Genomic DNA, 23642 nt, shown 5'->3' with positions numbered 1-23642 from the left:
GACGCAGACGGGGGGCGCGTTCGAGGGCCCGAAATCTGCCAGAAGGGCGGACGACGCGTGTTTCGGATTCGAGTTCCGATCGATGACCGGCAGGAGATATTAAGGCACGACATGCCGGAGTCGATGTTGGTCCGCCATCCCGAGACGAGGTCCATCTTGTTTGCCGATGATCAAGAGCTGGCGAAGACAGATAGCGTGGCAGCCGGCAACGGGAACGGCAACGGACGGCGTGACCTCCGGGTCGACGCGTGCCGGGGTCTCGCCCTCTGGTTCATCTTCATCGATCATGTTCCAGACAACTCGCTGGCGTGGCTGACGCTGCGCAATTACGGTTTCAGCGACACCTCCGAGGTGTTCGTCTTCATCTCCGGCTACACCTGCATGCTGGCCTATGGCGGAGCGCTGCGGGACCAGGGCTGGGCGACCACGGTGGTGCGGGCGTTGCGGCGTGCCTGGGAGATCTATGCGGCGTTCCTGGTCCTGCTGCTCGCCTATGCGGCGCTGGTCTGGGTGATCGGCGGCGGCACGCGCTTCGTCGACGAGACCAACACCGGCTTCTTCTTCCGCGAGCCCGGGCCGACGCTGGTGCACGTGGCGCTGCTGCAATTCGCGCCGGTCAACACCGACATCCTGCTGACGTTCGCAATCCTGCACTTCTGCTTTCCCGTCGTGCTGTGGCTGATGATGACCAGCGCGACGCTGACGCTGGTGCTTTCATTCCTGCTCTACATGATGGTTCAGCTGTTCAGCTGGCAGGTGCCGGCGTGGCCGAGCGGCGAGCTGTATTTCAATCCGTTCGCCTGGCAGTTCCTGTTCGTGATCGGCGCCTGGTACAGCTATGCCGGCACCACGCGGCTGCGCCGGCTCCTCGACTCGCCGATGCTGCTGGTCGTGGCGATCGGCTATCTCGTCTTCAGTCTGCTGATGGCGCTCAGCTGGGAGTTCAAGAGTCTCGAGAGCCTGATCCCGTCCGGCATCAGCGGCCTGATCTATCCGATCTACAAGAGCCACCTTGCGCCGGTGCGGCTGTTGCATTTCCTGGCGCTTGCCTTCGTGGTGTCACGGCTGGCGCCGCCGCAATGGAAGGGGCCGATCCGTCCGCTGACGACGGCCATGATCAGGTGCGGTGAGAGCTCGCTCTCGATCTATTGCGTGGGTGTGCTGCTGGCCTTTCTCGGCCAGGTCGTGCTGACCGATGTGGCGAGCGGGTTCGCGATGCAAATTCTGATCAGTGTCGCGGGGATCGCGATCATGATCATGGTCGCCACGCTCCTGACCTGGGAGTCGCAGCTCGACCGGCGTGGACCGCGGCTGTTCTGAGCGCCGCCCTTCAGCGCCGGCGCGCGACCGCGACCCCGAACAGGAAGGCGACGAACAGGCTCGCGAGCGGCGCCTCGCGGGTGATCGCGCTGACGGTCGACAGAGCGGTCCCGGGCCGCCGCGCGTCCCTTGCCGCTTCGCTGAGCCGGTCGACGGCCGCACTCAAGGTGCCGACCATCTCCCCGAGTGTGCGCGACATGTCGGTCGCGGTGTCGAGCGCGCGTTCGGCGACGCCCGGCTGTGGAGGAGTTTCGAACGTTTCGCTGCTCACTTTGGTCGCCTTCCTGCCGCGGCTCGTCGGATTGGCCCCCCGTGCCGACGCGATTCGGCCGAGGGCGGATGTGACGTTCCTGAAAATGCCGTCTGATGCGATTGGTTCCCATGGACCGAGACGCATCGCCGGCGAAGCACGCGGTGCAAAATCGCGCTACGCTGGGCGGCCGGCCGTCGATGAAAGGATTCCGTCTTGGCTTCTCCAGACCTTACAGCGCCACATCGCATTGCCGTCCTTGGTGCGCCGATCGATCTCGGCGCGTCGGTCCGCGGCACGCTGATGGGGCCGGCTGCGCTGCGCACCGCAGGTCTCATCAACGTGCTGGAAAGCCTAGGGCTCGACGTTACCGACTACGGCGATGTCGGCATCGCCGACATGACGGAGTCTGCAGACGAGCCGCCGGCGAGGGCCAAGCACTATCGCCAGATCCAGCGCTGGTCGCGGGTGCTGGCGCGCCGCAGCCATGACCTGGCCCGGACCGGCGCCATTCTGGTGTTTCTCGGCGGCGACCATTCGCTATCGATGGGGTCGGTGAACGGGGTCGCGCGCCATTGCCGCGAGATCGGGCGGGAGCTGTTCGTGCTGTGGCTCGACGCACATGCCGACTACAACACGCCGGACACCACGATCACGGCGAACATGCACGGCATGTCCGCCGCGTTCTTGTGCGGCGAGCCGGGTCTCGACGGCCTGCTCGGCGACGAGGCACGCGCGTCCATCCCCCCGGATCAGCTGGAGCTGTTCGGCATCCGCTCGATCGACAGGGCGGAAAAGGAGCTGCTGCGTCTCCGGCGTATCAGCATCGCCGACATGCGCGCCATCGACGAATTCGGCGTCGGCGTGCTGATGCGCCGGATCCTCGACAGGGTTCGTGCGCGGAACGGCGTCCTGCATGTGAGCTTCGATGTCGACTTCCTCGATCCCGAGGTGGCCCCCGGCGTCGGCACGACCGTACCTGGCGGCGCGACCTATCGCGAGGCGCATCTCATCATGGAGATGCTGCACGATTCCGGCCTGGTCCGTTCGGTCGACATCGTCGAGCTCAACCCGTTCCTCGACGAGCGCGGCAAGACTGCGCGCGTCGCGGTCGAACTGATCGCGAGCCTGTTCGGTCAGCAGATCACGGACCGGCCGACGCCGACCAATGCGATCGTTCCGGATCAATAGAGCGGATGCCTCCTCGCTCGACCTCGGTGAGCCCGAGGCATCCGCGATCTCGGGCTCAGTAGCGGGCGTCGTACATCTTCGACTCGACGAAGCCGAGCAAATCGTTCGGCGCGGGGCCCGTGGCGAGCCCGTTCTGATAGGCAACGCCGGCCACCGCGGCGCCGATATGGGCAGACACCTCGCGGATGCGCGGCAGCGCCGGGTAGAGGCTGCCCTGCTCGAGATCGGCGCCGGTGACGCAGTTCGCCAGGGTATGCGCGGCGGCCATGAACATCTCGTCGGTCACCAGCCGCGCGCCGCTGGCGATGGCGCCGAGGCCGACGCCGGGGAAGATGTAGGAGTTGTTGCCCTGACGCGGCACGAAGGTCTTGCCGTCGAGCTTGACCGGATCGTAGGGGCTGCCGCAGGCGAACAGCGCGCGGCCCTGGGTATAGCGATAGGCCGACTCCGCCGAGCATTCCGCCTTCGAGGTCGGGTTGGAGAGCGCAAAGATGATGGGGCGCTCGTTCAGCTCGGCCATGGCCTGCAGCACTTCCGGCGTGAAGGCGCCGCCGACGGCCGCCACGCCGATGATCGCGGTCGGCTTCAGCGTCCTGATCGCGGTCAGGAAGTCCGCGATCGGCGCCTGGTCGTGCGCATAGCGCAGCTTGTGGCCGTGCAGGTTCTCCCGCCCCTTGATGACGAGGCCGCGCGAGTCCGTCAGCCAGTTGCGCCGCAGCGACTCTGCTTCGGACAGGCCCTCGGCCATCATGGCGGAGACGACGAGATCCGCGATGCCGGTGGCCGCCTCGCCGGCGCCGAGGAACAGCACCGTCTGGTCGCGGAGCTTGCCGCCGGTGATGCGCAGCGCCGAAAACAAGCCGGCGAGCGCCACCGCCGCGGTGCCCTGGATGTCGTCGTTGAAGACGCAGGCGTCGTCGCGATATTTGTGCAGCAGCTTGAACGCGGCGTGGTTGGCGAAATCCTCGAACTGGATCAGCACGCCCGGGAAGGCGGCGCGGGCCGCGGTCATGAACTCGTCGACGAAGGCGTCATAGGCTTCGCCAGTAAGGCGCTTCTGGCGCAGCCCGATGTAGTAGGGGTCGGCCAGAAGCTCTTCGTTGTTGGTGCCGACATCGAGCATGACGGGCAGGCACTCTTCCGGATGGATGCCGGCGCAGGCCGAGTACAGCGACAGCTTGCCGACCGGAATGCCCATGCCGTTGGCGCCGAGATCGCCGAGACCCAGGATGCGCTCGCCGTCGGTGACGACGATCAGCCTGGCGCGATACGGCCAGTTGGCGAGGATCTCCGCGATCCGGCCGCGGTCGTTGGCCGAGATGAACAGGCCGCGCGGACGCTGGAAGATCAGACCGTATTTCTGGCAGGCGAGGCCGACGGTCGGCGTGTAGATCAGCGGCTGGATCTCGTCGATGTTGTCGCAGACCACCCGGAAGAACAGCGCTTCGTTGCGGTCATGCAGCGCGTTCAGTGCGACATACTTCTCCAGGTCGCTGGACAGGCTGCGAAGATTGACCAGGATCCGCTCGGCCTGGGCCGGCATCGACATGACCCCGGCGGGCAGGAAGCCGCGCAGGCCGAGCGCATCGCGCTCCTGCTCGGTGAAGCCGGTGCCCTTGTTGAGCAGCGGATCGCGCAGCAGCGCGAGTCCGCGCGGAGAATAGGGGGGGAGCGTCGATGCGCTCATGCGTTGCGGCTGGGTCAAGGCAGTCTCCGAGGTCCTTTGTTCGAGCACCGCCATACCGGCGCGCGCCCGGCGTTGATCGGCATCAATCGCGGCGGGATGGCGGGAACGGACTGTTAACACAGTTTACGTTCCGCGTTGCACCAATGACGTTGTGCAACTGCGTTGCAGCCGACGCAGAGGGACATGCGATGGCCGCTAGGCGCGGCCCGTGACGAATGACCACAGCAGCGCCAGCACGGCGATGGCCATGATGCCTGTCCCCATCCATCCCAGGGCGATCAGCCAGGACCGTCCGCGGAAGCGGCCCATCAGCCCGGCATTGGACACGATCACCATCATCATCGCCATGATCGGCACGGCGGCGATGCCGTTGAGCACGGCGCTCCACACCAGCATGTGGATCGGGTCGATGCCGGTGAAGCCGAGCCCGAAGCCGATGATCGTGGCGGCAGCAATGATGCTGTAGAAGCCGACCGCCTCGTCCGGCTTGGCCTCCAGGGTCGCGTGCCAGCCGAAGATCTCGGCGACGGCGTATGCGGCCGAGCCCGCCAGCACCGGGATCGCCAGCATGCCGGTCCCGATGATGCCGAGCGCGAACAACAGGAAGGTGAAGTCGCCCGCGAGCGGGCGCAGGGCTTCGGCCGCCTGCGTCGCCGAGTCGATTTTGGTGATGCCATGCGCGTGCAGCACCGTGGCGGTCGTCACGATGATGAAGAACGCGATCGCGTTGGAGAAGATCATGCCGATCGTGGTGTCGATCCTGATCCGGCGGAGGTCGGGGTGGTCCTTCTTCGACAGCTCGCGCAAGGGACGGTCGACCTTGCCCTGGTTCATCTCCTCGACCTCCTGCGAGGCCTGCCAGAAGAACAGGTAGGGGCTGATGGTGGTGCCGAGCACAGCCACCACCGTCAGCAGATAGTCGGCCTCCGTCGAGAGGCTGGGCCAAACCGCCGCGAGCAGCGCCGTGCTCCAGGGTACTTTGACCATCAAAGCGGTCGCGACGTAGGCGAACAGGCTGAGGGTCAGCACCTTGATGAAAGGTGCGTAGCGGCGGTAGGGCAGGAATACCTGGAGCAGCGTCGACCCGGCGGCGAAGATGAGCGCGTGCTCATGATTGAGACCGCCGATCACCAGCGACAGCGACTCCGCCATCGCCGCGATATCGGCTGCGATGTTGAAGGTGTTGGCGCCGACCAGCAGCGCGACGAGGCCGAAGACGATCCCGCGTGGCGCAAGCGCGGTGATGTTGGCCGCCAGCCCTTTGCCGGTGACACGGCCGATGCGCGCGCTCACCAGCTGGATCGCGATCATGAAAGGCGCTGTCAGAAAGACCGTCCACAACAGCCCATAACCGAACTGCGCGCCGGCCTGGGAGTACGTTGCTATTCCCGACGGGTCGTCGTCAGCGGCACCGGTCACGAGACCTGGACCCAACAGCCGGAATACGCTCCAGGGCGACCGTCTCGGTGTGTTCGGTTCAGATGCAACGGTCGTGGCCATGGCAGCGCTCCCCCGGCGGTGTATGTCTCGAAGTCGCACGCCCCCTTTTTGTTCCCGGCTCCGGAACCGGAGGGGAGTACCAGCGTTCCAGATCACGTCGGATTTCGACCAGGGGGAGCGCGTGCCGGACGAGCGGCAAACAGGGCATGATCAGGAGCTCGGCTTGGCCGAGCGCGAGAGGCTTTTTTCCGGAGGCAGCGAGCTGGCCGGACTGATGTTGCGGTTCGATTGGGAGGGCACCTCGATCGGACCGCCGGAGCGTTGGCCGCAGAGCCTGAAGACGGCCGTCAGGATCATGCTGACATCCCAACAGCCGATCTGGATCGGTTGGGGAAGGGAGCTGATCTATCTCTACAACGATGCCTACAAGACCATCATCGGCGGCAAACATCCGTGGGCTCTCGGCCGACCGATCTCTGCAGTCTGGCACGAGATCTGGGAGGACATCGGTCCGTTGCTGGCCAAGGCCGGCGGCGGTGACCAGGGCACCTATGTCGAGGCGCAACTCCTGATCATGGAGCGCAACGGCTTTCCCGAGGAGACCTACTACACGTTCTCCTACAGTCCCATTCCGGACGACGATGGGTCAGCCGGAGGAATCTTCTGCGCCAACACCGATGACACTCAGCGCGTGATCAGCGAGCGCCAGCTCTCGTTGCTGCGCGAACTGGCAAATGCCGGGGCCGGGGCCCGCAGCGTCGATCAGGCCTGCGCAAGCTGCGCGGACGCCTTGGCGCGGGAGTCGCGCGACCTTCCGTTCGCGATGATCTACATGACCGACCCGGACGGCGAGGCGGCGCGACTGGAGGCCTTGACCGGTATCGACCGTGATCATCCCGCCGTTCAGCCGAGGCTGAGAATTCAGCCGGAAGGAACGTGGCCTCTGGCTGAAGCGCTGAAGCTGCAGAATGCGGTGCTGGTTCGTGACCTTCCGCGGCGGTTCGGCCTCAGCTTTCCGACCGGCGGATGGCGTCAGCCGCCACAGCACGCCGTTGTGCTTCCGCTGCCCGCGTCGGGGGAAGCCGGCGGCTTCCTCATCGCAGGTCTCAATCCGTTCCGCCTCTACGACGAGAGCTATGCCCGCTTCCTGAACCTCGTCGCGGGGCAGATTGCAGCGGCCGTCAGCAATGGCGGGGCCTATCAGGCGGAGCGGCGCCGGGCGGAAGCGCTGGCCGAAATCGACCGCGCCAAGACGACGTTCTTTTCCAACATCAGCCACGAGTTTCGTACGCCGCTGACGCTGATGTTGAGCCCGCTGGAAGACCTGCTCGGCCGCGCCGAGGCCCAACTCACCTCCGAAGCGCGATCCACCCTCAGCCTGATCCACCGCAACGGCATTCGTCTGCTGAAGCTCGTGAACACGCTGCTCGACTTTTCGCGCATCGAGGCCGGCCGCATGACCGCGCATTTCGAGCCGATCGATCTTGCGGGTTTCACTGCCGAGCTCGTGTCCAACTTCCGCTCGGCGACGGATCCTGCCGGCCTGCGTCTCACCATCGACCCCACGCGCCTGTCCGAGCCGGTGTATGTCGACCGCGACATGTGGGAGAAGATCGTTCTCAATCTAATGTCGAATGCGTTCAAGTTCACCTTCGAAGGTGAAATCGCGGTGTCGATCGGCTTGTCCACGGACGGCGATCATGCCGAGCTCGAGGTTCGCGACACCGGCACCGGCATCCCGCCCGGCGAGCTGCCGCATTTGTTCGAACGCTTTCGTCGCATTGATGGCGCGCGCGGCCGATCCTTCGAGGGTAGCGGCATCGGTCTCGCTCTCGTTCAGGAACTGGTGAGGCTTCATGGCGGGGAGATCGCCGTAGACAGCGAACTCGGCCGCGGAACGGTTTTCACCGTGCGAATTCCGCTAGGCTCGGCGCATCTGCCGGCGGGCCAGATCGGACCTTCCCGTGTCCTGGCCGTTACCAACGTCCGTGCCGAAGCCTACATCGAGGAGGCGCTCGGGTGGCTGAACGGCGGTGGGCCGTTCGAGCCTCCTCACCCGTCATCATCCGATGACCTCGGTGTTCGCTCCGCGACGGCATCGGCCCGTGATCGCGTGGTGCTCGCGGACGACAATCCCGATATGCGCGACTACGTCCGCCGTCTGCTTGCCGAGGACTATGACGTGGAGGCGGTCGGCGATGGCGTCGCGGCCCTCGAGGCCGTCCGACGGCGCCGCCCCGATCTGGTGCTGACCGACGTCATGATGCCGGGGCTCGATGGCTTCGGCCTGCTGAGAGCGCTGCGCGGCGATGCGCAGCTTCGCGACATTCCCGTGGTCATGCTGTCGGCGCGCGCCGGCGAGGAGGCCAAGGTCGAGGGACTCGATGCCGGGGCGAACGACTATCTCACCAAGCCGTTCAGCGCGCGCGAGCTGCTGGCGCGGGTGCGCGCCAACATCGATCTGTCGCGGGTGCGGCACGAGGCCGAGATCACGCTGCGTGAGCTGAACGAGCGTCTGGAGACGCAGGTCTCCGAGCGTACCGCGGAGCTGCAGGCCAAGGAGGCGCGCCTGCGGACGATCTTCGAGGCGAGCTACACGTTCCAAGCGCTGCTCTCGTCCGATGGGACGCTTCTGGACGCCAATGCGACCTCGCTCGAAGCGATCGCTGCGCCGCTGCACGAGGTCGCAGGGCTGCCCTTCTGGGAGACGCCGTGGTTTGCGGGTACGCCCGGCATGCCCGAGGTGATCAGATCGCTGGTTGACGCCGTCGCTCGCGGCGACGAGGCCCGCCAGGAGCTGCAGCTCGAACTGCCGGTCGGAGGCTCACGCTGGTTCGACTTCCAGATGCGGCCGGTGCGGGATGAGAACGGACAGGTGACGGCCATCGTGCCCGAGGCGGTCGAGCTGACCGAACGGCGCCAGGCGGAGGAGGCGTTCCGCCAGGCCCAGAAGATGGAGGCGATCGGCCAGCTCACCGGCGGCGTTGCGCACGACTTCAACAATCTGCTGACCGTGATCCGGTCGTCGGCGGACCTGTTGCGCCGGCGGGAGCTGTCCCCGGAGCGCATGCGGCGCTACGTGGATGCGATCTCGGACACGGCGGATCGCGCCGCCAAGCTCACCGGACAGTTGCTCGCCTTCGCGCGGCGAACGCCGATGGAGCGCCGCGTCTTCGATGCCGCTGTTCATATCGAGCGGATCGAGGAGATGCTGCAGACCGTGCTCGGCGCACCGGCTGTGATCAAGCTCGATCTCGCTTTGCGCCCGCTTCCGGTCGACGTCGACATCAATCAGTTCGAGACGGCGCTCGTGAACCTCGTCGCCAATGCGCGCGATGCGATGGAGGGCCGGGGCGTCCTGACCATTCGCGGCGAGATCGTCCGGGAGGACGGTCGGTCCGGGCAGCCGTCGTTCGTCTCCATTGCGGTCAGCGACACCGGATCCGGCATCCCTCCAGATCAGATCGACCGGATCTTCGAGCCGTTTTTCACCACCAAGGGTGTTGGGCGCGGCACCGGTCTCGGCCTGTCCCAGGTGTACGGCTTCGTGCATCAGTCCGGCGGACGGGTGCTGGTCGATAGCGAGCTCGGCAGGGGCACGACGCTGACATTGTTGCTTCCGCTGACGGACAAACCACTGGGACCGCGCGAGCGGAGCGAGCAGGATGCCGAACAGCTCGCTGCGCGCTGGAGCGTGCTGGTCGTCGAGGACAACCCGGAGATCGGCGAATTTTCCACGCAATTGCTCGAGGACCTCGGCTACCGGACGGTGCTTGCGCGCAGCGGAACGGATGCACTGCGGATGATCGACGAGAATCCCGAGAGCTTCGATCTCGTGCTCAGCGACGTCGTGATGCCCGGCATGGACGGGGTGACGCTCGGCCAGGAAATCCGCCGGCGGTTGCCGATGATCCCGATCGTGCTCAACAGCGGTTACAGTCATGTCCTCGCTGACGGTGACCGCCACGGTTTCAGCCTGATCCAGAAGCCTTACTCGGTCGACGAGCTGTCGCGCGTGCTGCGCCATGTCATGGCCACGCGAGCGGCAGGCGCGAAGCCGGCGCCGTCGGCATGAGACGCGCGGCAGCTTTCCCCTGACCCCGGTCGGCTTCGCGCGATCAGCACTTGAAGGATCGCGCTTGACCGGCGTATTTTCGGTGCTGGGGGAAGTCTCATGGCACACGAGGAATGGCGGCTGCGCGGCGGTCGGACGCAGCGGCAGATATCTGCTCTTGTCGCGGGCGCGGCACTGGTCATGAGCGGCAGTGCCCTTGCCAAGGACGATGAGGCGGATGAGCCGGCGGGTCTTGCCAACGTCTATATCGATTTCCGCACGAACTACGCCTATCTGCCCGGCGGGGCGTTGTCGACGGGCCTCGGCGACACCTCGCTGTTCGGAACGCTGTCGCAGCTCGCAACCTTGCGCAAGCTGCTCGACCGGCCAACCTTGCCGGGGCGCCCGCAGCTCTCGGCCCCGACCAACCAGGGCGTCGGCGTCGACGTTCCGCTCACGGCGGATCTCGGCGACGCGCTCTCGCTCTATGGCGGCTTCACCGGCAGCGCGTCCTACAACGGCCTGTCCGGTTGGTCTGACGTCGCGGTGACGAGCTGGTTCCTCGGCTTCCAGGCCGATGTCTATCAGCAGAACGGTGGCGCATTCCCGACCTTGACGCTGCAGTCGACGCTGACGCGGTCGGTGCCGGACTCGCCGTTGGCGACAACGTCGTTCAATACGGTGGTCGAGGCGAAATACGCGCTCGACCCCGACGAGATGCGCGGCTGGCTGGCGGGCATCCAATATGCTCACACGGAGATCGACACCGTTCTGGCGCGGATCGGCGACACCACCGCCGGCTATGTCGGCGGCTTCTATCAGTGGGACAACAACTGGAAGGTCTCCGCGCGGGTCGGGCTGCAGTCGTTCGGCGGTGCGCAGCTGCTCGCCCTCGCGCCGATCGCGGCCTACACGCAGCCACTGGTCAGGCTCGATCTCGATCGCATGGATGACGACGACAATCGCCTGTTCGGCATCACGGCGCAGATCGCATGGGCGCCGAAGCCGGTCTATCAGCTGACCGTGCGAACGCCGCTCTACGCGATCAAGAACTGATCGTCGACGCTGCTATCGCATGCTGACAAACTTGCCCCAGAGGCCCGCAAGCAGCGCACCCGTCATCATGTAGTGCGGCTTATCGCAGAACAGGCTGCCGTAGCTGCAGACGTCGGCACCGACCGATCCGAGCTGATGCTGCGCGGCCGCGTAGAACAGCGCGGACAAGGCGGCCAGAACGACTGCGACGACATACATCAAGAAACCTCCTTCCGGCTCAGCCCGACGAGCTGCGAAATGAACTGACGATCGGCGCGCATTTGGGCGCTTGACACGTCGGGCAAATCAGGCGCATTTTGCCAACGTCGAAAAAATCATAGAGCCCGCGCCGATCAGTCGGCAGCGGGCTTTTTATGTTTCAGGAAAGGAATTCGCGCGGCGGTTATCGAAATCGGAAAACCCGATCGCCGCATTTCGATCAAATTTGACACGTCGGGCAAATCACTGACAAAATGTCAGCATCGAAATTTCCGAAATTGCGGTGGCCGCAGCCCGCCAACAGCGGTGGGCTCCTGTTCGGGGATGCTGGCGCGACTGCTTCCGGATCACCTCATTTTGCCGTTCGGCAGCGTGTGCTCTCATAGTCATCCGGATGTTGACCGTCCCGCGCGAACGGGGTGGTCGCGGGCACGATGATCGTCGTCGTGCCCGCAGCGGTCCCTCACGCGAGGGATAAGGTTCGCGCCCGAAGCGATCGCGTTGGCCGCGATCCGCCGCGCCTTTCTGTTTTCAACCGATCGGGACAGGACGATGACCGTCTATCTGATTTCGCTCGCCCTGGTAAGGCTCGTCGCGATCGCCGCCGGCGATGCGCTGTCGTGACCACGTTCCAAATCCACTTTGCAAGATTCCGGAAGCGACCATGTCGAAGACGATCACTGAAATGAGAGCCGATTTCCAGCACCTGCGGCGCTGGCGCAAGAGCGTGGAGCAGGCTCAGAGCTACACGTTCAAGGCCGTCATCACGGTCATCGCGACAGGTCTGATCGGTGCGATCTGGCTCGGCATCAAAGTCGTGCTCGGAAGGTAATGCCGTGCCAGCCAGGACCTTACGGCGAGACCGCCGCTTCCGCATCAGGGAGGTCGACGCTTGCGAGCCTGACGTTCTCGACACCTTGAAGGAGCTCCATGCGCGCACATTCCTCGATTGCGCGCCTCTGCCTGATTTCGAGAGCGGACAATGGTGGATATCGACCGAGCTCGGACGGCCCGTTGCCTTCGCCGGAATGACGCCGTCATCCCTCGGCAAAGGCATCGCCTACCTTTCGAGGGTTGGTGTTCTCCAAGAGCGGTGTGGTTACGGCCTGCAGCGGCGGCTGATGCGTGCGATCGAGCTGCGCGCGCGCCGCTCGGGACTGGATTGCATCGTTTCGGACACGACCTGCAACATCGTTTCCGCGAACAATTTCATTCGGTGCGGATATGTGTTGTTCCAACCGGGCCGGCCCTGGGCCTGGGGGAACTCGCTTTATTGGTGCAAGATGATCCGGCGGTGAGCTGTCGACCGACGCCTTATGCAGATTGCATTGCGCTGCAGCAGAACTAGCCCGGCTCGACAGCTCCGAGCCAGGCTTTTTTTGCGGCTGCCGTTGAGCTAACCATGCGTTGTCGGGATGTTGGAGACAAGCTGCGCCCGGCAGTGAATGGAAGATCGCTTCAGACGATCAAAGCAACGGGAAGGACTCTGGGATGCCGGCCGAGGTCACCCTGCCAGAGCGTGCGCCACGGCCGCCTGACGCGCCGACCGCGCTGGCTGGTCTGCTGGTGATCGACTTCACACGTGTCGTCGCAGGGCCAGCGTGCACACAGACGCTGGCCGATTTCGGCGCCGAGGTGATCAAGATCGAGCAGCCACTCACGGGGGACGATACCCGGGCATACGAGCACGCCGAGCTCGGCGGAGAGAGCGCTGCGTTCCTCAGCCTCAATCGGAACAAGCGCGGCATGGTGTTGGATCTCACGATCCCGCAGGCCAGAGACGTCGCGCGTGCGCTGATCGCCAAGGCCGACATCGTCGTGGAGAATTTCTCGTCGTCCGTCATGGAGAAGTTCGGGCTGGACTATCAGGCATTGTCCAGCACCAATCCCGGGCTGATCTATTGCTCGATCTCGGCTTACGGACGCTCCGGTCCATTCGCGTGGCGATCAGGGTTCGATCCGATCACCCAGGCCGAAAGCGGGTTCATGTCCCTCAACGGTTTCGCCGACGGTCCGCCGGTGCGGACCGGTCCTCCGATCGTTGATCTGGCCACCGGCATGTCCGCCTGCAATGCCATCCTGTTGGCACTTGCCGCCCGGCAGCGGCTCGGTCGCGGGCAGCACGTCGAGGTGGCGCTGTTCGACATCGCGTTGGCGATGACAGGCTTCTCCGGAATGGCGTATTTGATGAATGGCGTGAACCCCACGCGAACGGGAAATTCGCCGAACGACTCTCCGACGGTCGGCGTCTTTGAAGCGTCAGATGGCCCGCTCTACATCGCATGTGCCAACGATCGGCTCTACCGCCGGCTGTCGACTGAGGTGCTTGGTCGTCCGGATCTCCTGAGCGATCCTCGCTTTGCCACGCGAAGGGCGCGATGGGTCAACCGTGCGCAACTGCGCGGCCTCATCGCCGACATCCTTGCCACGGAACGGATGGATGTCTGGATATCCCGGATGAACCAGGCTGGAGTTCCGGTTGGACGCGTTCGAACGGTCGAGCAGGCGTTCAACGCGGCCGAGGTCCGGATGCGCGACCGCACCTGTCGTATTCCGCACCCGACAGCAGGCTCGATACCCAACGTCGAGCCTGCAATCACCATGAAGCTCACACCAACCGTCGAGCCGACGGCGGCGCCGCGGCTCGGTGAGCATACGGCCGCAATCCTGCGCCACAGGCTTGGGTACACCGAGCAGGAGATCGAAGCCCTGCGTCGGGTAGGGACGTTCGGACGCAATAATCCGGGAGCCTGAGGGCATCGTCACTGGTGCCGGACACGGAGGAGCGGCAGCGTCCTCAGCAGCCATCAGCCGGCTTTGGCCATCTCATCGTCTTCCGGTGAGTTCAGGTACATGCCCGACATGGTGTCGACCCAGCACAGATGATCATGCACCTTCTTGACGCCAGAGATGTTCTCGGTGGCAACGATTGCCGCCTGCCGCGACCGCTCCTCGGTAATGACGCCGCTCAGATGAACGATGCCGTCCTTAACGATGACGGACAATCCGAACGGGCACCAGTCGTTCTTCTCGAGGGCGTCGATCACGCGGTTGCGGATGTGATCGTCGTCGGCCGTTGGATCCGGAACCTGCCGCCCGAGCGCGGCGACCGCTTGCAGCAGGTTCGCCCGTGACACGATGCCGATCACTCGGTCTCCCTTGACCACGGGCAACCGCTTCACGTGGTTCTTTTCCATCAGTTCCACGATCTCAGCCAGCGCGGCGTCCTCGGTGATCGTCAAGGGAGACTTGGTCATCACCTCTGACACTTTGCGACCATGCTCGTGGACGAAGTCGGCCGCCGACTTTCCGGGCCCGAGAATGAATCGCAGCCAGCGGCCGCGCTTTCGCCCGGTGCCGATCTCCGTTCGGCGGATGAAATCGCCTTCCGAGACGACGCCCACCAGCTTTCCGCCGGGATCGACCACTGGAAGGCCGCTGACGTGCCGTTGAAGCATGATATTTGCCGCATCCACGATGGAAGTGTCAGGGGTGACGGTGATGACGGGGCGGGTCATGATCTGATGGGCGCGCATGGCGAACTCCAATGTCAAAAGCTAAGAAAAAGTAACCCGCTGCCACGGTCTCGAATTGACGCAGGTCAAAGCAGGTGCCGCCGCCGTCATTGACGCAGCTCAAGGTCTTGGCTTTGAATTGCAGCTATACGGCCTTCTGATCCAGCGAGAGGAGAGGTGCCCATGTCCGAGTTCTCCGGGACCAAGATCCTGGCCGACGAAACGGCCGAACTGTCCGAACGTGTCGCTCTCTCCAACAAGCACGCACTTGAGCTGCTCGTTGGTTCCCAGCAGATCATCATGGAGGAGATTCTGTTTGCCAGCAACGAAGTGCTGGATCGCGCGCGTACGGAGACGCATCTGCTGGCCGAGTTCGTGTCGAAGCTGGCCGGCGTGCATTCCGTGACGGGAATCCAGGCGATGGTTCAGGAATGTGGACGGCATCAGATTGATTTCGTCAGGCGTGATTGCGATCGACTTTTCAAGCACGGGCAGCGCCTGATTGATGCCAGCGTGAATCTTATGGGGCAACGGTGGCGAAACTGAAGAGTGCGGGTGTGTCGCGTCCCGAACGGGAACGCGAAGGAACGACCGACAACGACCGAAGCAGTGCCGTTGTCTCTGCAGGGACCTCTTTGAAGCCGGCTGCTGCGCTCGCCGCATCCGACGCAAAGTTGCTCTCCCGCGAAGCCGACGCGAGTTCCGGCGAGCTTCGACGCGAGGATCACGAGCTGGACAAGGCCTTCAGCGCGATGCTGGCTCGGCTCACCGGCGGAATTTCCCCGGCCGCTCTATCAATGGCGTATCTGGATTGGGCTTGTCATCTGGCCACTGCACCTCAGCGCCAGATCGAAATCGTTCGAGATGCCTGGTACGGCGCAAAGCACGTCGCTGAACGGTCCCTGCATTTTGCAGACCCGAATCGTGGTCCTTGGGACCTGATCAAACCGCAGGCGAACGATCATCGCTTTTCCACGCCGCAATGGGCGACGTACCCGTTCAACTTGTTCGCCCAGGCGTTCCTGCTCGGGGAAGATTGGTGGCACAAGGCGACGACCGGCATTCGTGGTGTCGACCCCGCCAACGAAGCCGTCGTCGACTTTTCAATTCGTCAACTGCTCGACATCTTCGCACCATCGAACTTTGCCGCGACCAACCCGGAAGTCTTGGAAAAGACGTTTCAAAGCGGTGGAGAGAACCTGATCTTCGGCTGGCAGAACTGGCTCGCCGATATCATGCAGGTAATGCAGCCCGGAAAGATATCGAGCAATGGTGAGTTCGTCGCCGGCAAGACCGTCGCGACCGCACCGGGCAAGGTTGTGCTTCGCAATCAGTTGATTGAGCTGATTCAATACCTGCCGACGACCGAGAAGGTGCGACCAGAGCCGGTCCTGATCGTACCGGCTTGGATCATGAAATATTACATCCTGGATCTATCGCCGCACAATTCGCTGGTCCGATACCTGACCGACCAAGGCTTTACGGTTTTCATGATCTCCTGGCGAAACCCCGGCGCGGAAGACCGGAATCTTGCGTTTGACGACTACCGCTCGCTGGGCGTCATGGCGGCCCTGGAGATGATCGGAACGATCATTCCGAATACGCCGGTTCATGCCGCAGGCTATTGTCTCGGCGGAACGCTTCTTTCGATCACGGCGGCGGCCATGGCACGGGACGGTGACCAGCGTCTGAAGACGATCACGCTGTTTGCGGCGCAGACCGATTTCACCGAAGCGGGAGAGCTGACGCTCTTCATCAATGAAAGCCAGGTCGCCTTTCTCGAAGACATGATGTGGGAGCGTGGATATCTCGACACCACGCAGATGGCGGGCGCATTTCAATTGCTGCGCTCCAACGATCTGATCTGGTCGCGTGTCTCGCGCGACTATCTTCTCGGTGAGCGCGCGAATCCGAACGACTTGATGGCATGGAACGCAGATGCGACGCGGCTGCCGTATCGGATGCACTCCGAGTATCTGCGCAAGCTGTTCCTGAACAACGATCTCGCCGAGGGGCGATATCGGGTCGAGGGGAAACCCGTTTCGCTCTCGGACATCCACACGCCGATGTTCGTGGTCGGGACCCTGCGTGATCACGTTGCGCCCTGGAAGTCGACTTACAAGGTCCACTACGAAGTTGATGCCGACGTCACTTTCGTGCTTGCGAGCGGCGGCCACAATGCCGGCATCGTGGCGCCGCCGGGCGAGCAGGGGCGCTCCCATCAGATGCGGACCAAGGCAGCCGACGCGCCATATCTCGGGCCGGACGAGTGGCAGAGCACCTCGCCAAAACTGGAGGGGTCATGGTGGCCGGCGTGGACGGCGTGGCTTGGACAGCAGTCGGGTGCACCGGGCGCGCCGCCGCAACTCGGGGCAGATCGTTCAAATGATCTCGGAGACGCGCCGGGCGACTACGTGCACACGTAGTCGCCGCTTGTGGCGGTCAGGCAGCGTTATTCCACCGGACTCAGGTGCCGATCCGGAGCAATGATCGGCTTCGTTCCAGTGTCGTCTCGGCCGTGCCCGACGCATCCACCCGGAGCCAATCCAGGGCGCCGATGTCGTAGCGTTCCTGATCTTCGGCAATTCCAACCGTTGCATCGGACGCATCGTCGACTCGATGGTGGATCCGCTCCTGCCGGCTGCGCAAATCTGCGACGAGGAAGAGGCCGGCAAAGGGCACCTTCAGCCGGTTCGCGAGATCATGGATCGCCTGTCGTTCATCCGAACGTGCAAACACGGCGTCGACGATCACCGTGAAGCCTTGTGAGAGCACGCGGCCGGCCTGCGTCGTCAACTCTCGATAGACCCGTGCACTCGATGCCGGCGTATAGGCCGCAGCTGGGAGGCGTTCGGTTTCCTTCACGCCGGATAGTTGCTTGCGCAGCACGTCGCTGCGCAACACGATTGCTCCCGGTGGAGGAGCCAAGAGGGGAGCCAGAGCCCGGGCGAGCGCAGATTTTCCCGTTCCCGATAATCCGCCGACGGCGACCACCCTCGGCTCCGCCGGCCGAATGAGGCTGCGCGCAAGTTGGAAGTAGCTCTCTGCGATCCCGATGGTCGCAGAGCGGTCTGCCTCCGAGTGTTCGGCATCACTGCGGTCGAGCCTTGCAAGAAAGACTTGCGCACGGATAGCGGCCCGGATCGCCATGAACAGAGGCAGAGCAGCCAATCCACCGGTCTGGTCGGGCGCAGCGATCGAGAGGTAGCGATTCAAGAGATGGTTGGCGGCGATCGACTGCCCGAAGTGCAAGAGGTCCATCAATGGAAACGCGAGATCGTAGAGGACGTCGATCGTGGCTATCCGGTCGTCGAACTCGATGGCGTCAAACAGCACCGGCTTGTCGTCGATGAGAACGATATTTGCGAGATGGAGGTCGCCGTGGCAGCGCTTCACGTGCCCCTCTTTTGCGCGTTGCTCGAGCAGGGGACAGAGCCGTGTGAAGGCCGAGTGGCAAAGAGCGCGGAGTTCTTCGATTTGCGTAGCGTCAAATAGTGGGACGTTTCGAAAGCTGGCGACGAACGCGTCGACCCAGACTGGAAGCGACTGCGTCCACGCGTTGGACGGCATCCGGGTGGCCACGGCATGCGACGCCGCGATCGTCTCCGCCAGACGTTCGCCCAAGCCGATCTCCAATTGCTGGTGGCCAGCGAGGTGATCGAGTGTCCGGCTGTCATCGAAGCGACGCATCTCGACGGCATATTCGACCGGAGTGCCGGATCCATCGACTTCGAATGATCCGTCTGGCGCCTTGGTGATGGCGACGACACGCCGATAGATGTCTGGAGCAAACGGGTGATTCATCTCCATTTCCTTCGCGCACGCTGCCTTGCGCCGATCGAGCGTCGAATAGTCCAGAAATGGCAGCCGAACGGCGCGCTTGATCTTCAGAGCGCGGTCGCCGATCAGGAACACTGAAGCCGCGTGCGTGTCGATCCGGCGGACACCTGGATGTCGGGTGGTATTGCCCAAGAAGGAGAAGACCAGTTCCTGATCGGATGGTGATGCCATGGGCGGGGTTACCACATTCACTTCAAAAGTCCGGGATAAGCACCGCCGCGCCGACGACGTCACCCCGCCTCAGGCGGGCCAGAACGTCATTTGCGTCGGACAGCGGATAGGGCGTCGTATGGGTCCGTATCTGAGCCTGCTGCGCGACCTGCAGGAAATCGAGACCGTCCTGTCGCGTCAGGTTGGCGACGGACACCACTTGGCGTTCTCCCCAGAGAAGGGAATAGGGAAACGTCGGAATGTCGCTCATATGGATACCTGCGCAGACCACCCGGCCACCCTTCCGAACAGCCCGCAGAGCGGCCGGAACAAGCTCGCCAGCTGGCGCGTAGATGATGGCCGCGTCCAGAGCAACATCGGGACGCTGGCCCGCCGCTCCGGCCCATGTGGCGCCAAGTTGGCGAGCCAGATCCTGCGCAGCCTCGTCGTGCTCGCGGGTGAACGCATAGATCTGACGCCCCTGCCAGCGGGCCACCTGGGCAACGATGTGACCGGCCGCGCCGAATCCGTAGATGCCAAGCCTCTCGGCTTCCCCTGCCATGACCAGGGATCGCCAGCCGATCAGGCCGGCGCACAACAGCGGTGCGGTGGCGATGTCATCCTCCAGACCATCGAGCGGGAATGCATAATTTGCGTCGACGACGGTGTGGGTCGCATAGCCGCCATCGCGCGTATAGCCGGTAAACGTCGGCTGGTCGCAGAGATTTTCCATACCACGTGCGCAGAACGCGCAATGGCCGCATGTATGCCCCAGCCATGGAATTCCGACGCGTTCGCCGAGCCTGTGCGTCGTCACACCAGGACCAATCTGATCGACATGACCGACGATCTCGTGTCCGGGGATGAGCGGATACCGGATGTCGGGAAGCTCACCGTCGTACACATGCAGGTCAGTGCGACACACGCCGCATGCCCTGATCTTGACGCGGATCTCACCGGGACCAGGATCGGGGTCCGCGAGTGTCTCGGGCTGCAGAGGCGCTCCAGGCTTTCGCAGAACCATCGCTCGCATCGGAGAGCCTCCCGGACGAATTTGCAGGGTAATAAGATAATCAGCCCGGCAATCGTTTGATGCTCATCAAGGACTTGGTCCGAATACTGCGGCCTACCGAGCAGAACCGGCAGGCGCAGTCAGGGAACGGAGCGGGGTTGCATCCGTCACCATGCTGGGATGATAAGTCGCGCTAGACCGGCTGCGGATTGAAACTAAGATCAGTCTCCGGGATTCACCCGCCTTTCACCGACTGATGTTGGACGTGCAAATGTCGACCTACCGAATGCGGAACCTGCTTTTGCCACGCTCCATCGCTCTGATCGGAGGAAGTCCGCGACCTAACTCGGTAGGGAAGGCCATTCTCGACAATATCGTCAAGGCGCGGTTCGAGGGCAAGCTTGGCCTGGTCAATTCTCGCTATCGGGAAATATCCAATATCGCAGCCGTTGGCAGCCTCTCCGAACTGGCGTTTGTGCCGGAACTGGTGGTGATCACGACGCCCCCCCCTTCGATCCCGGATCTCATTCATCGCGCAGGCGCGTTGGGGACGGCAGGGGCTTTGATCATTACCTCGGGTCTCGGGCACGGAGAGGGGTCGCTCGCCGACCAGGCCGAGAAGGCGGCGCAGAAATACGGCATGCGTCTCATTGGGCCGAACTGTCTCGGAATCATGATGCCTACCATCAAGCTCAATGCGAGCTTTTCGGCACACATGCCGGTTGCAGGAAGCCTGGCGCTCATTTCCCAGTCCGGCGCTATCGCGGCGGGGATGGTAGATTGGGCTGCTCAGCGCGGTGTAGGGTTTTCTGGAATCGTCTCGATCGGCGATCAGTTGGACGTCGATCTCGCAGATCTTCTGGACCACTTCGCGTTGGACGGTGGGACCCGCGCGATCCTGCTCTACATCGAAGCCGTCAAGGACGCGCGAAAGTTCATGTCCGCGGCGCGAGGGGCGGCAAGGGTCAAGCCGGTTGTGGTCGTAAAGTCGGGCCGCGGTGCCGTCGGTGCGCAAGCTGCGGCGACACACACGGGCGCGCTGGCGGGAGCCGATGCCGTCTATGATGCGGCTTTTCGCCGGGCCGGCGTTCTGCGGGTCTCCGATCTGCGCGAGTTGTTCGACTGCGCCGAAACGCTGGGGCGGGTGGAGTCGCCCATGGGCAAGAGGCTCGCCATTCTCACGAATGGCGGCGGGATCGGCGTGCTCGCCGTGGATCGACTGGTCGAGCTCGGAGGCGTGCCTGCCGCACTTTCGCCGGTCGTACACGACAAACTTGACGCCATCCTGCCGCCGACCTGGTCCGGATCCAACCCGGTCGACATCGTCGGCGATGCCGATGCCGCACGCTACACGCTCGCGCTCGAAGCGCTGCTCGCCGATCAAGCCAACGATGCAATTCTCGTCATGAATGTTCAGACCGCGATTGCATCCGCGAGCGCCATCGCCACGGCTGTCACCGAGTTCGTCAGTACCTATCGAAAGCAGCACCGGCGCTGGGCAAAGCCGGTTCTGGCGGCATGGGTCGGCGCGGAGCAGCCGGTCATCGAGACCTTGAGCGGGGCAGGAATTCCGAACTATCCAACCGAGGATGATGCCGTTCGCGGCTTCATGCATCTCGTTCGTCATCGGGAGGTGGTCGAATCGCTTGCCGCTGTCCCGCCGGCCATGCCGAGCTCTTTTGCGCCCGACGTCGACGCAGCCCGCGGAATTATAGCGACAGCCCTCGCCGACGGGCGGACCTGGCTCGATCCGGTCGAGATCAGTCGCCTGCTGGAGGCTTACGATATTGCGATGGTGCCGACGTTCGCTGCGTCCTCGGTCGACGAGGCGGTCGGGTATGCGGAACAGTTGTTCGCTCAAGGCACAACTGTCGTTCTCAAGATTCTGTCGAGAGATATCATTCACAAATCCGACGTCGGCGGTGTCGTGCTCAATCTCACCACGGCCGAGGCCGTGCGTAACGCGGCGAACGAGATCATGGCCCGCGCGAAGGCCCTTCGGCCCGACGCACGGATTTCCGGCGTGATCGTGCAAGCCATGATCGTCCGCGCCAAGGCGCGGGAGCTGATCATGGGCATTGCCGACGATCCGATCTTCGGAACCGTGATCGTGTTCGGCAGGGGCGGTACCGCCGTCGAGATCATCAACGACAAGGCGCTCGGTCTGCCTCCGCTCGATCTCCATCTGGCGCGAAACCTCATCGAGCGGACGCGCGTCTCACGATTGCTGCGCGCTTATCGTGATGTCCCCGCGGTCAAGCCCGATGCAGTCGCACTGGTGCTGGTCAAGCTTGCGCAGCTTGCAGCAGACGTTCCCGAGATTCGCGAACTCGATATCAATCCGCTGCTCGCCGACGAGAGCGGCGTCATGGCCGTCGATGCGCGCGTCGCCGTCGGCAGGGTTCCGCCGAAATTCAAAGGCTCTGGTCCGTCGAATTTCGCCGTTCGGCCCTATCCGAGCCAATGGGAACGGCATCTCCAGGTCAAGGACGGCTGGCGGATCCTTGCGCGACCGATCCGACCCGAGGATGAGCCAACCATTCATGAGTTCCTCAAGCATGTCACTCCGGAAGACCTGCGTCTTCGATTCTTTGCCCCCATGAAGGAGTTCACGCACGAGTTCATCGCGCGCCTGACGCAGCTCGACTATGCGCGCGCGATGGCTTTTGTGGCGCTCGATGAAGCGACAAACGAACTGGTCGGCGTCGTGAGGATTCACTCCGACTCGGTTTACGAGAGCGGGGAGTACGCGATCCTGTTGCGGTCGGATCTCAAGGGACGCGGACTCGGCTGGGCATTGATGCAGCTGATCATCGAATACGCCAAGTCGGAGGGCCTGAAAATGATCTCCGGCGACGTCCTGCAGGAGAATGTCGTCATGCTGGAGATGTGTAGGAACCTCGGTTTCGAGGTCAGAACCGATCCAACCGAGCGCGACCTTTGCAATGTCAAACTCAGGCTCTAAGCTTAGTGTTTGGTGTCCTCTCACCGGATCCATCGGTTCAGGTCGGATGGTGGTCGTCATTCGACGGCGGCCTCGCCGCCTCGCCTTCGGAGGCGCCATGCGAGCGGAGAGTTCTGATGATCATCGTCGCAACGGGAACGATGAGCAGCGGAATGAGGCTGTTGAGCGGATGGTTGACCACGCTCGAGATCCGGGACTGCAAAGCTCGTGCTTCCAACTGCAGCGAGTCCATCGCCGAGGAGTGAATCTCGTTGGCTAGTTCGAGTTCCCGGCCGGACGGTGCACGGGATGCGATGATCAGGAGGATCGCCGCAATCGCGATATTGCAGGCTCCGAGTGCTGCGGCTGCCACGACCGCAGAGGTGATCTGGACCAACGCAAGGTAGGCCGCCAGCTCGAACATCAGGAGGCCAAAGACGGCGATCAGCGCCGCAAAGGCCCGGAGGCCGAGTCCGACGAGCAGATGCCGGAGCCTGATGTCGGCAATGACCCGGTCCGTCCGCCAGAGAAGGCGCAAATGTTTAACGACATTTTCGGTATCCACTTAAGTTCTCCGCAGCAGGAGGCCAACCGCGAGCCCGAAGGCGAAGGCCGAAGCTGTCGCCGCGATCGGACGATCCCTGATCATCCGCTCCACCTGAACGTCGGTCTCACTTAGACGCATGTCTAGCCCCTCGATCGCTGCAGCGAGCATTCCGGCAGCTGGTTGCGCGTCCGGGTTGTCACGCGGCGCACCCGCGCCCCGCAACAGCTGGCTTAGCTCGCGCGTCAGGCTCTCCAACTCGGTCCGGAGCGTCGTCGGGTCGATGGCCATGTTTTGTCCTCGGGTCAAAATCACTGTAGAACGTAGCTCGGCACGATGCTTGATTTCGCTCAACCCGTTGCGCTGACGGGATTGACGCAGATCAAGCGAGGCAGATCGGCGCGATTTAGGAACGGGTGTGCCTCGGCACGCCGAATGAGG

Annotated in this window: 20 protein-coding genes; 11 read left to right on the top strand and 9 right to left on the bottom strand. The window is 63.5% G+C overall.

The window, feature by feature from the left end; translation table 11 throughout:
- Nucleotides 1-123: 123 nt before the first annotated feature.
- A complete protein-coding gene (locus QW845_RS21825; protein ID WP_409997952.1) occupies nt 124-1320 on the top strand; it encodes an OpgC domain-containing protein in 1197 nt (398 codons plus the stop codon).
- Nucleotides 1321-1330: 10 nt separating this feature from the next.
- On the opposite strand, the gene QW845_RS21820 is transcribed toward QW845_RS21825, so the two are convergent.
- Nucleotides 1331-1591 carry a hypothetical protein gene (locus QW845_RS21820; protein WP_315803605.1) on the bottom strand — a complete coding sequence of 87 codons (261 nt, stop codon included), beginning with the start codon at nt 1589-1591 and terminating at the stop codon, nt 1331-1333.
- A gap of 195 nt (nt 1592-1786) precedes the next feature.
- Between QW845_RS21820 and rocF the strand changes: the two genes are divergently transcribed.
- A complete protein-coding gene (gene rocF, locus QW845_RS21815) occupies nt 1787-2761 on the top strand; it encodes an arginase (RefSeq protein WP_315803604.1) in 975 nt (324 codons plus the stop codon).
- 55 nt (nt 2762-2816) lie between these two features.
- Here the strand turns inward: rocF and QW845_RS21810 are convergent, their stop codons facing one another.
- Nucleotides 2817-4448, bottom strand: a complete 1632-nt coding sequence (locus QW845_RS21810; RefSeq protein ID WP_315803793.1) for an NAD-dependent malic enzyme — start codon at nt 4446-4448, stop codon at nt 2817-2819.
- A 195-nt stretch (nt 4449-4643) separates the two neighbouring features.
- Nucleotides 4644-5948: a divalent metal cation transporter gene (locus QW845_RS21805; RefSeq protein ID WP_315803603.1), complete on the bottom strand. Its 1305-nt coding sequence runs from the start codon at nt 5946-5948 to the stop codon at nt 4644-4646.
- A gap of 121 nt (nt 5949-6069) precedes the next feature.
- Between QW845_RS21805 and QW845_RS21800 the strand changes: the two genes are divergently transcribed.
- Together QW845_RS21800 and QW845_RS21795 are read left to right on the top strand one after the other, a co-directional pair.
- Nucleotides 6070-9963 carry an ATP-binding protein gene (locus QW845_RS21800; protein ID WP_315803602.1) on the top strand — a complete coding sequence of 1298 codons (3894 nt, stop codon included), beginning with the start codon at nt 6070-6072 and terminating at the stop codon, nt 9961-9963.
- 99 nt (nt 9964-10062) lie between these two features.
- Nucleotides 10063-10998 (top strand): hypothetical protein, encoded by a 936-nt coding sequence (locus tag QW845_RS21795; protein ID WP_315803601.1) that lies wholly within the window; start codon nt 10063-10065, stop codon nt 10996-10998.
- 12 nt (nt 10999-11010) lie between these two features.
- On the opposite strand, the gene QW845_RS21790 is transcribed toward QW845_RS21795, so the two are convergent.
- On the bottom strand, nt 11011-11196 hold the full coding sequence (locus QW845_RS21790) for a hypothetical protein (protein ID WP_315803600.1): 186 nt from the start codon (nt 11194-11196) through the stop codon (nt 11011-11013).
- A 501-nt stretch (nt 11197-11697) separates the two neighbouring features.
- Here QW845_RS21790 and QW845_RS21785 point away from each other — a divergent pair.
- The 4 genes from QW845_RS21785 to QW845_RS21770 all read left to right on the top strand — a co-directional run bounded on the left by QW845_RS21785 (nt 11698) and on the right by QW845_RS21770 (nt 13950).
- Nucleotides 11698-11820: a hypothetical protein gene (locus QW845_RS21785; protein WP_315803599.1), complete on the top strand. Its 123-nt coding sequence runs from the start codon at nt 11698-11700 to the stop codon at nt 11818-11820.
- A 40-nt stretch (nt 11821-11860) separates the two neighbouring features.
- A complete protein-coding gene (locus QW845_RS21780; RefSeq protein WP_315713663.1) occupies nt 11861-12028 on the top strand; it encodes a hypothetical protein in 168 nt (55 codons plus the stop codon).
- Between the two features lie 4 nt (nt 12029-12032).
- Nucleotides 12033-12494 carry a GNAT family N-acetyltransferase gene (locus QW845_RS21775; protein WP_315803598.1) on the top strand — a complete coding sequence of 154 codons (462 nt, stop codon included), beginning with the start codon at nt 12033-12035 and terminating at the stop codon, nt 12492-12494.
- A 193-nt stretch (nt 12495-12687) separates the two neighbouring features.
- Nucleotides 12688-13950, top strand: coding sequence for a CoA transferase (locus QW845_RS21770; RefSeq protein WP_315803597.1), 1263 nt, complete (start codon nt 12688-12690; stop codon nt 13948-13950).
- Nucleotides 13951-14003: 53 nt separating this feature from the next.
- Here QW845_RS21770 and QW845_RS21765 read toward each other — a convergent pair whose 3' ends face one another.
- Complete coding sequence (locus QW845_RS21765; protein WP_315753506.1) at nt 14004-14732, bottom strand: CBS domain-containing protein; 729 nt, start codon at nt 14730-14732, stop codon at nt 14004-14006.
- A 162-nt stretch (nt 14733-14894) separates the two neighbouring features.
- Here QW845_RS21765 and QW845_RS21760 point away from each other — a divergent pair, with 162 nt between their 5' ends.
- Together QW845_RS21760 and QW845_RS21755 are read left to right on the top strand one after the other, a co-directional pair.
- Nucleotides 14895-15257: a hypothetical protein gene (locus QW845_RS21760; protein WP_315803596.1), complete on the top strand. Its 363-nt coding sequence runs from the start codon at nt 14895-14897 to the stop codon at nt 15255-15257.
- 206 nt (nt 15258-15463) lie between these two features.
- A complete protein-coding gene (locus QW845_RS21755; RefSeq protein WP_409997951.1) occupies nt 15464-17137 on the top strand; it encodes a PHA/PHB synthase family protein in 1674 nt (557 codons plus the stop codon).
- Nucleotides 17138-17177: 40 nt separating this feature from the next.
- Here the strand turns inward: QW845_RS21755 and QW845_RS21750 are convergent, their stop codons facing one another.
- The gene (locus QW845_RS21750; protein WP_315803595.1) at nt 17178-18722 is read right to left on the bottom strand and encodes an AAA family ATPase; all 1545 of its coding nucleotides are present in this window, start codon (nt 18720-18722) and stop codon (nt 17178-17180) included.
- A 22-nt stretch (nt 18723-18744) separates the two neighbouring features.
- The gene (locus QW845_RS21745; protein ID WP_315803594.1) at nt 18745-19734 is read right to left on the bottom strand and encodes a zinc-dependent alcohol dehydrogenase family protein; all 990 of its coding nucleotides are present in this window, start codon (nt 19732-19734) and stop codon (nt 18745-18747) included.
- Between the two features lie 250 nt (nt 19735-19984).
- Here QW845_RS21745 and QW845_RS21740 point away from each other — a divergent pair, with 250 nt between their 5' ends.
- Entirely contained in the window at nt 19985-22678 is a 2694-nt protein-coding gene (locus QW845_RS21740) for a bifunctional acetate--CoA ligase family protein/GNAT family N-acetyltransferase (protein ID WP_315803593.1), read from the top strand.
- 37 nt (nt 22679-22715) lie between these two features.
- On the opposite strand, the gene QW845_RS21735 is transcribed toward QW845_RS21740, so the two are convergent.
- Together QW845_RS21735 and QW845_RS21730 are read right to left on the bottom strand one after the other, a co-directional pair.
- Complete coding sequence (locus tag QW845_RS21735) at nt 22716-23222, bottom strand: phage holin family protein (protein ID WP_315803592.1); 507 nt, start codon at nt 23220-23222, stop codon at nt 22716-22718.
- On the bottom strand, nt 23223-23492 hold the full coding sequence (locus QW845_RS21730; protein WP_315803591.1) for a hypothetical protein: 270 nt from the start codon (nt 23490-23492) through the stop codon (nt 23223-23225).
- Nucleotides 23493-23642: the final 150 nt, after the last annotated feature.

It is taken from the genome of Bradyrhizobium sp. SZCCHNS3002 (genome assembly GCF_032377435.1).
GTDB lineage: Bacteria > Pseudomonadota > Alphaproteobacteria > Rhizobiales > Xanthobacteraceae > Bradyrhizobium.
Note: the sequence above shows the minus strand (reverse complement) of the source record. Positions and strands in the feature narration are given on the sequence as shown.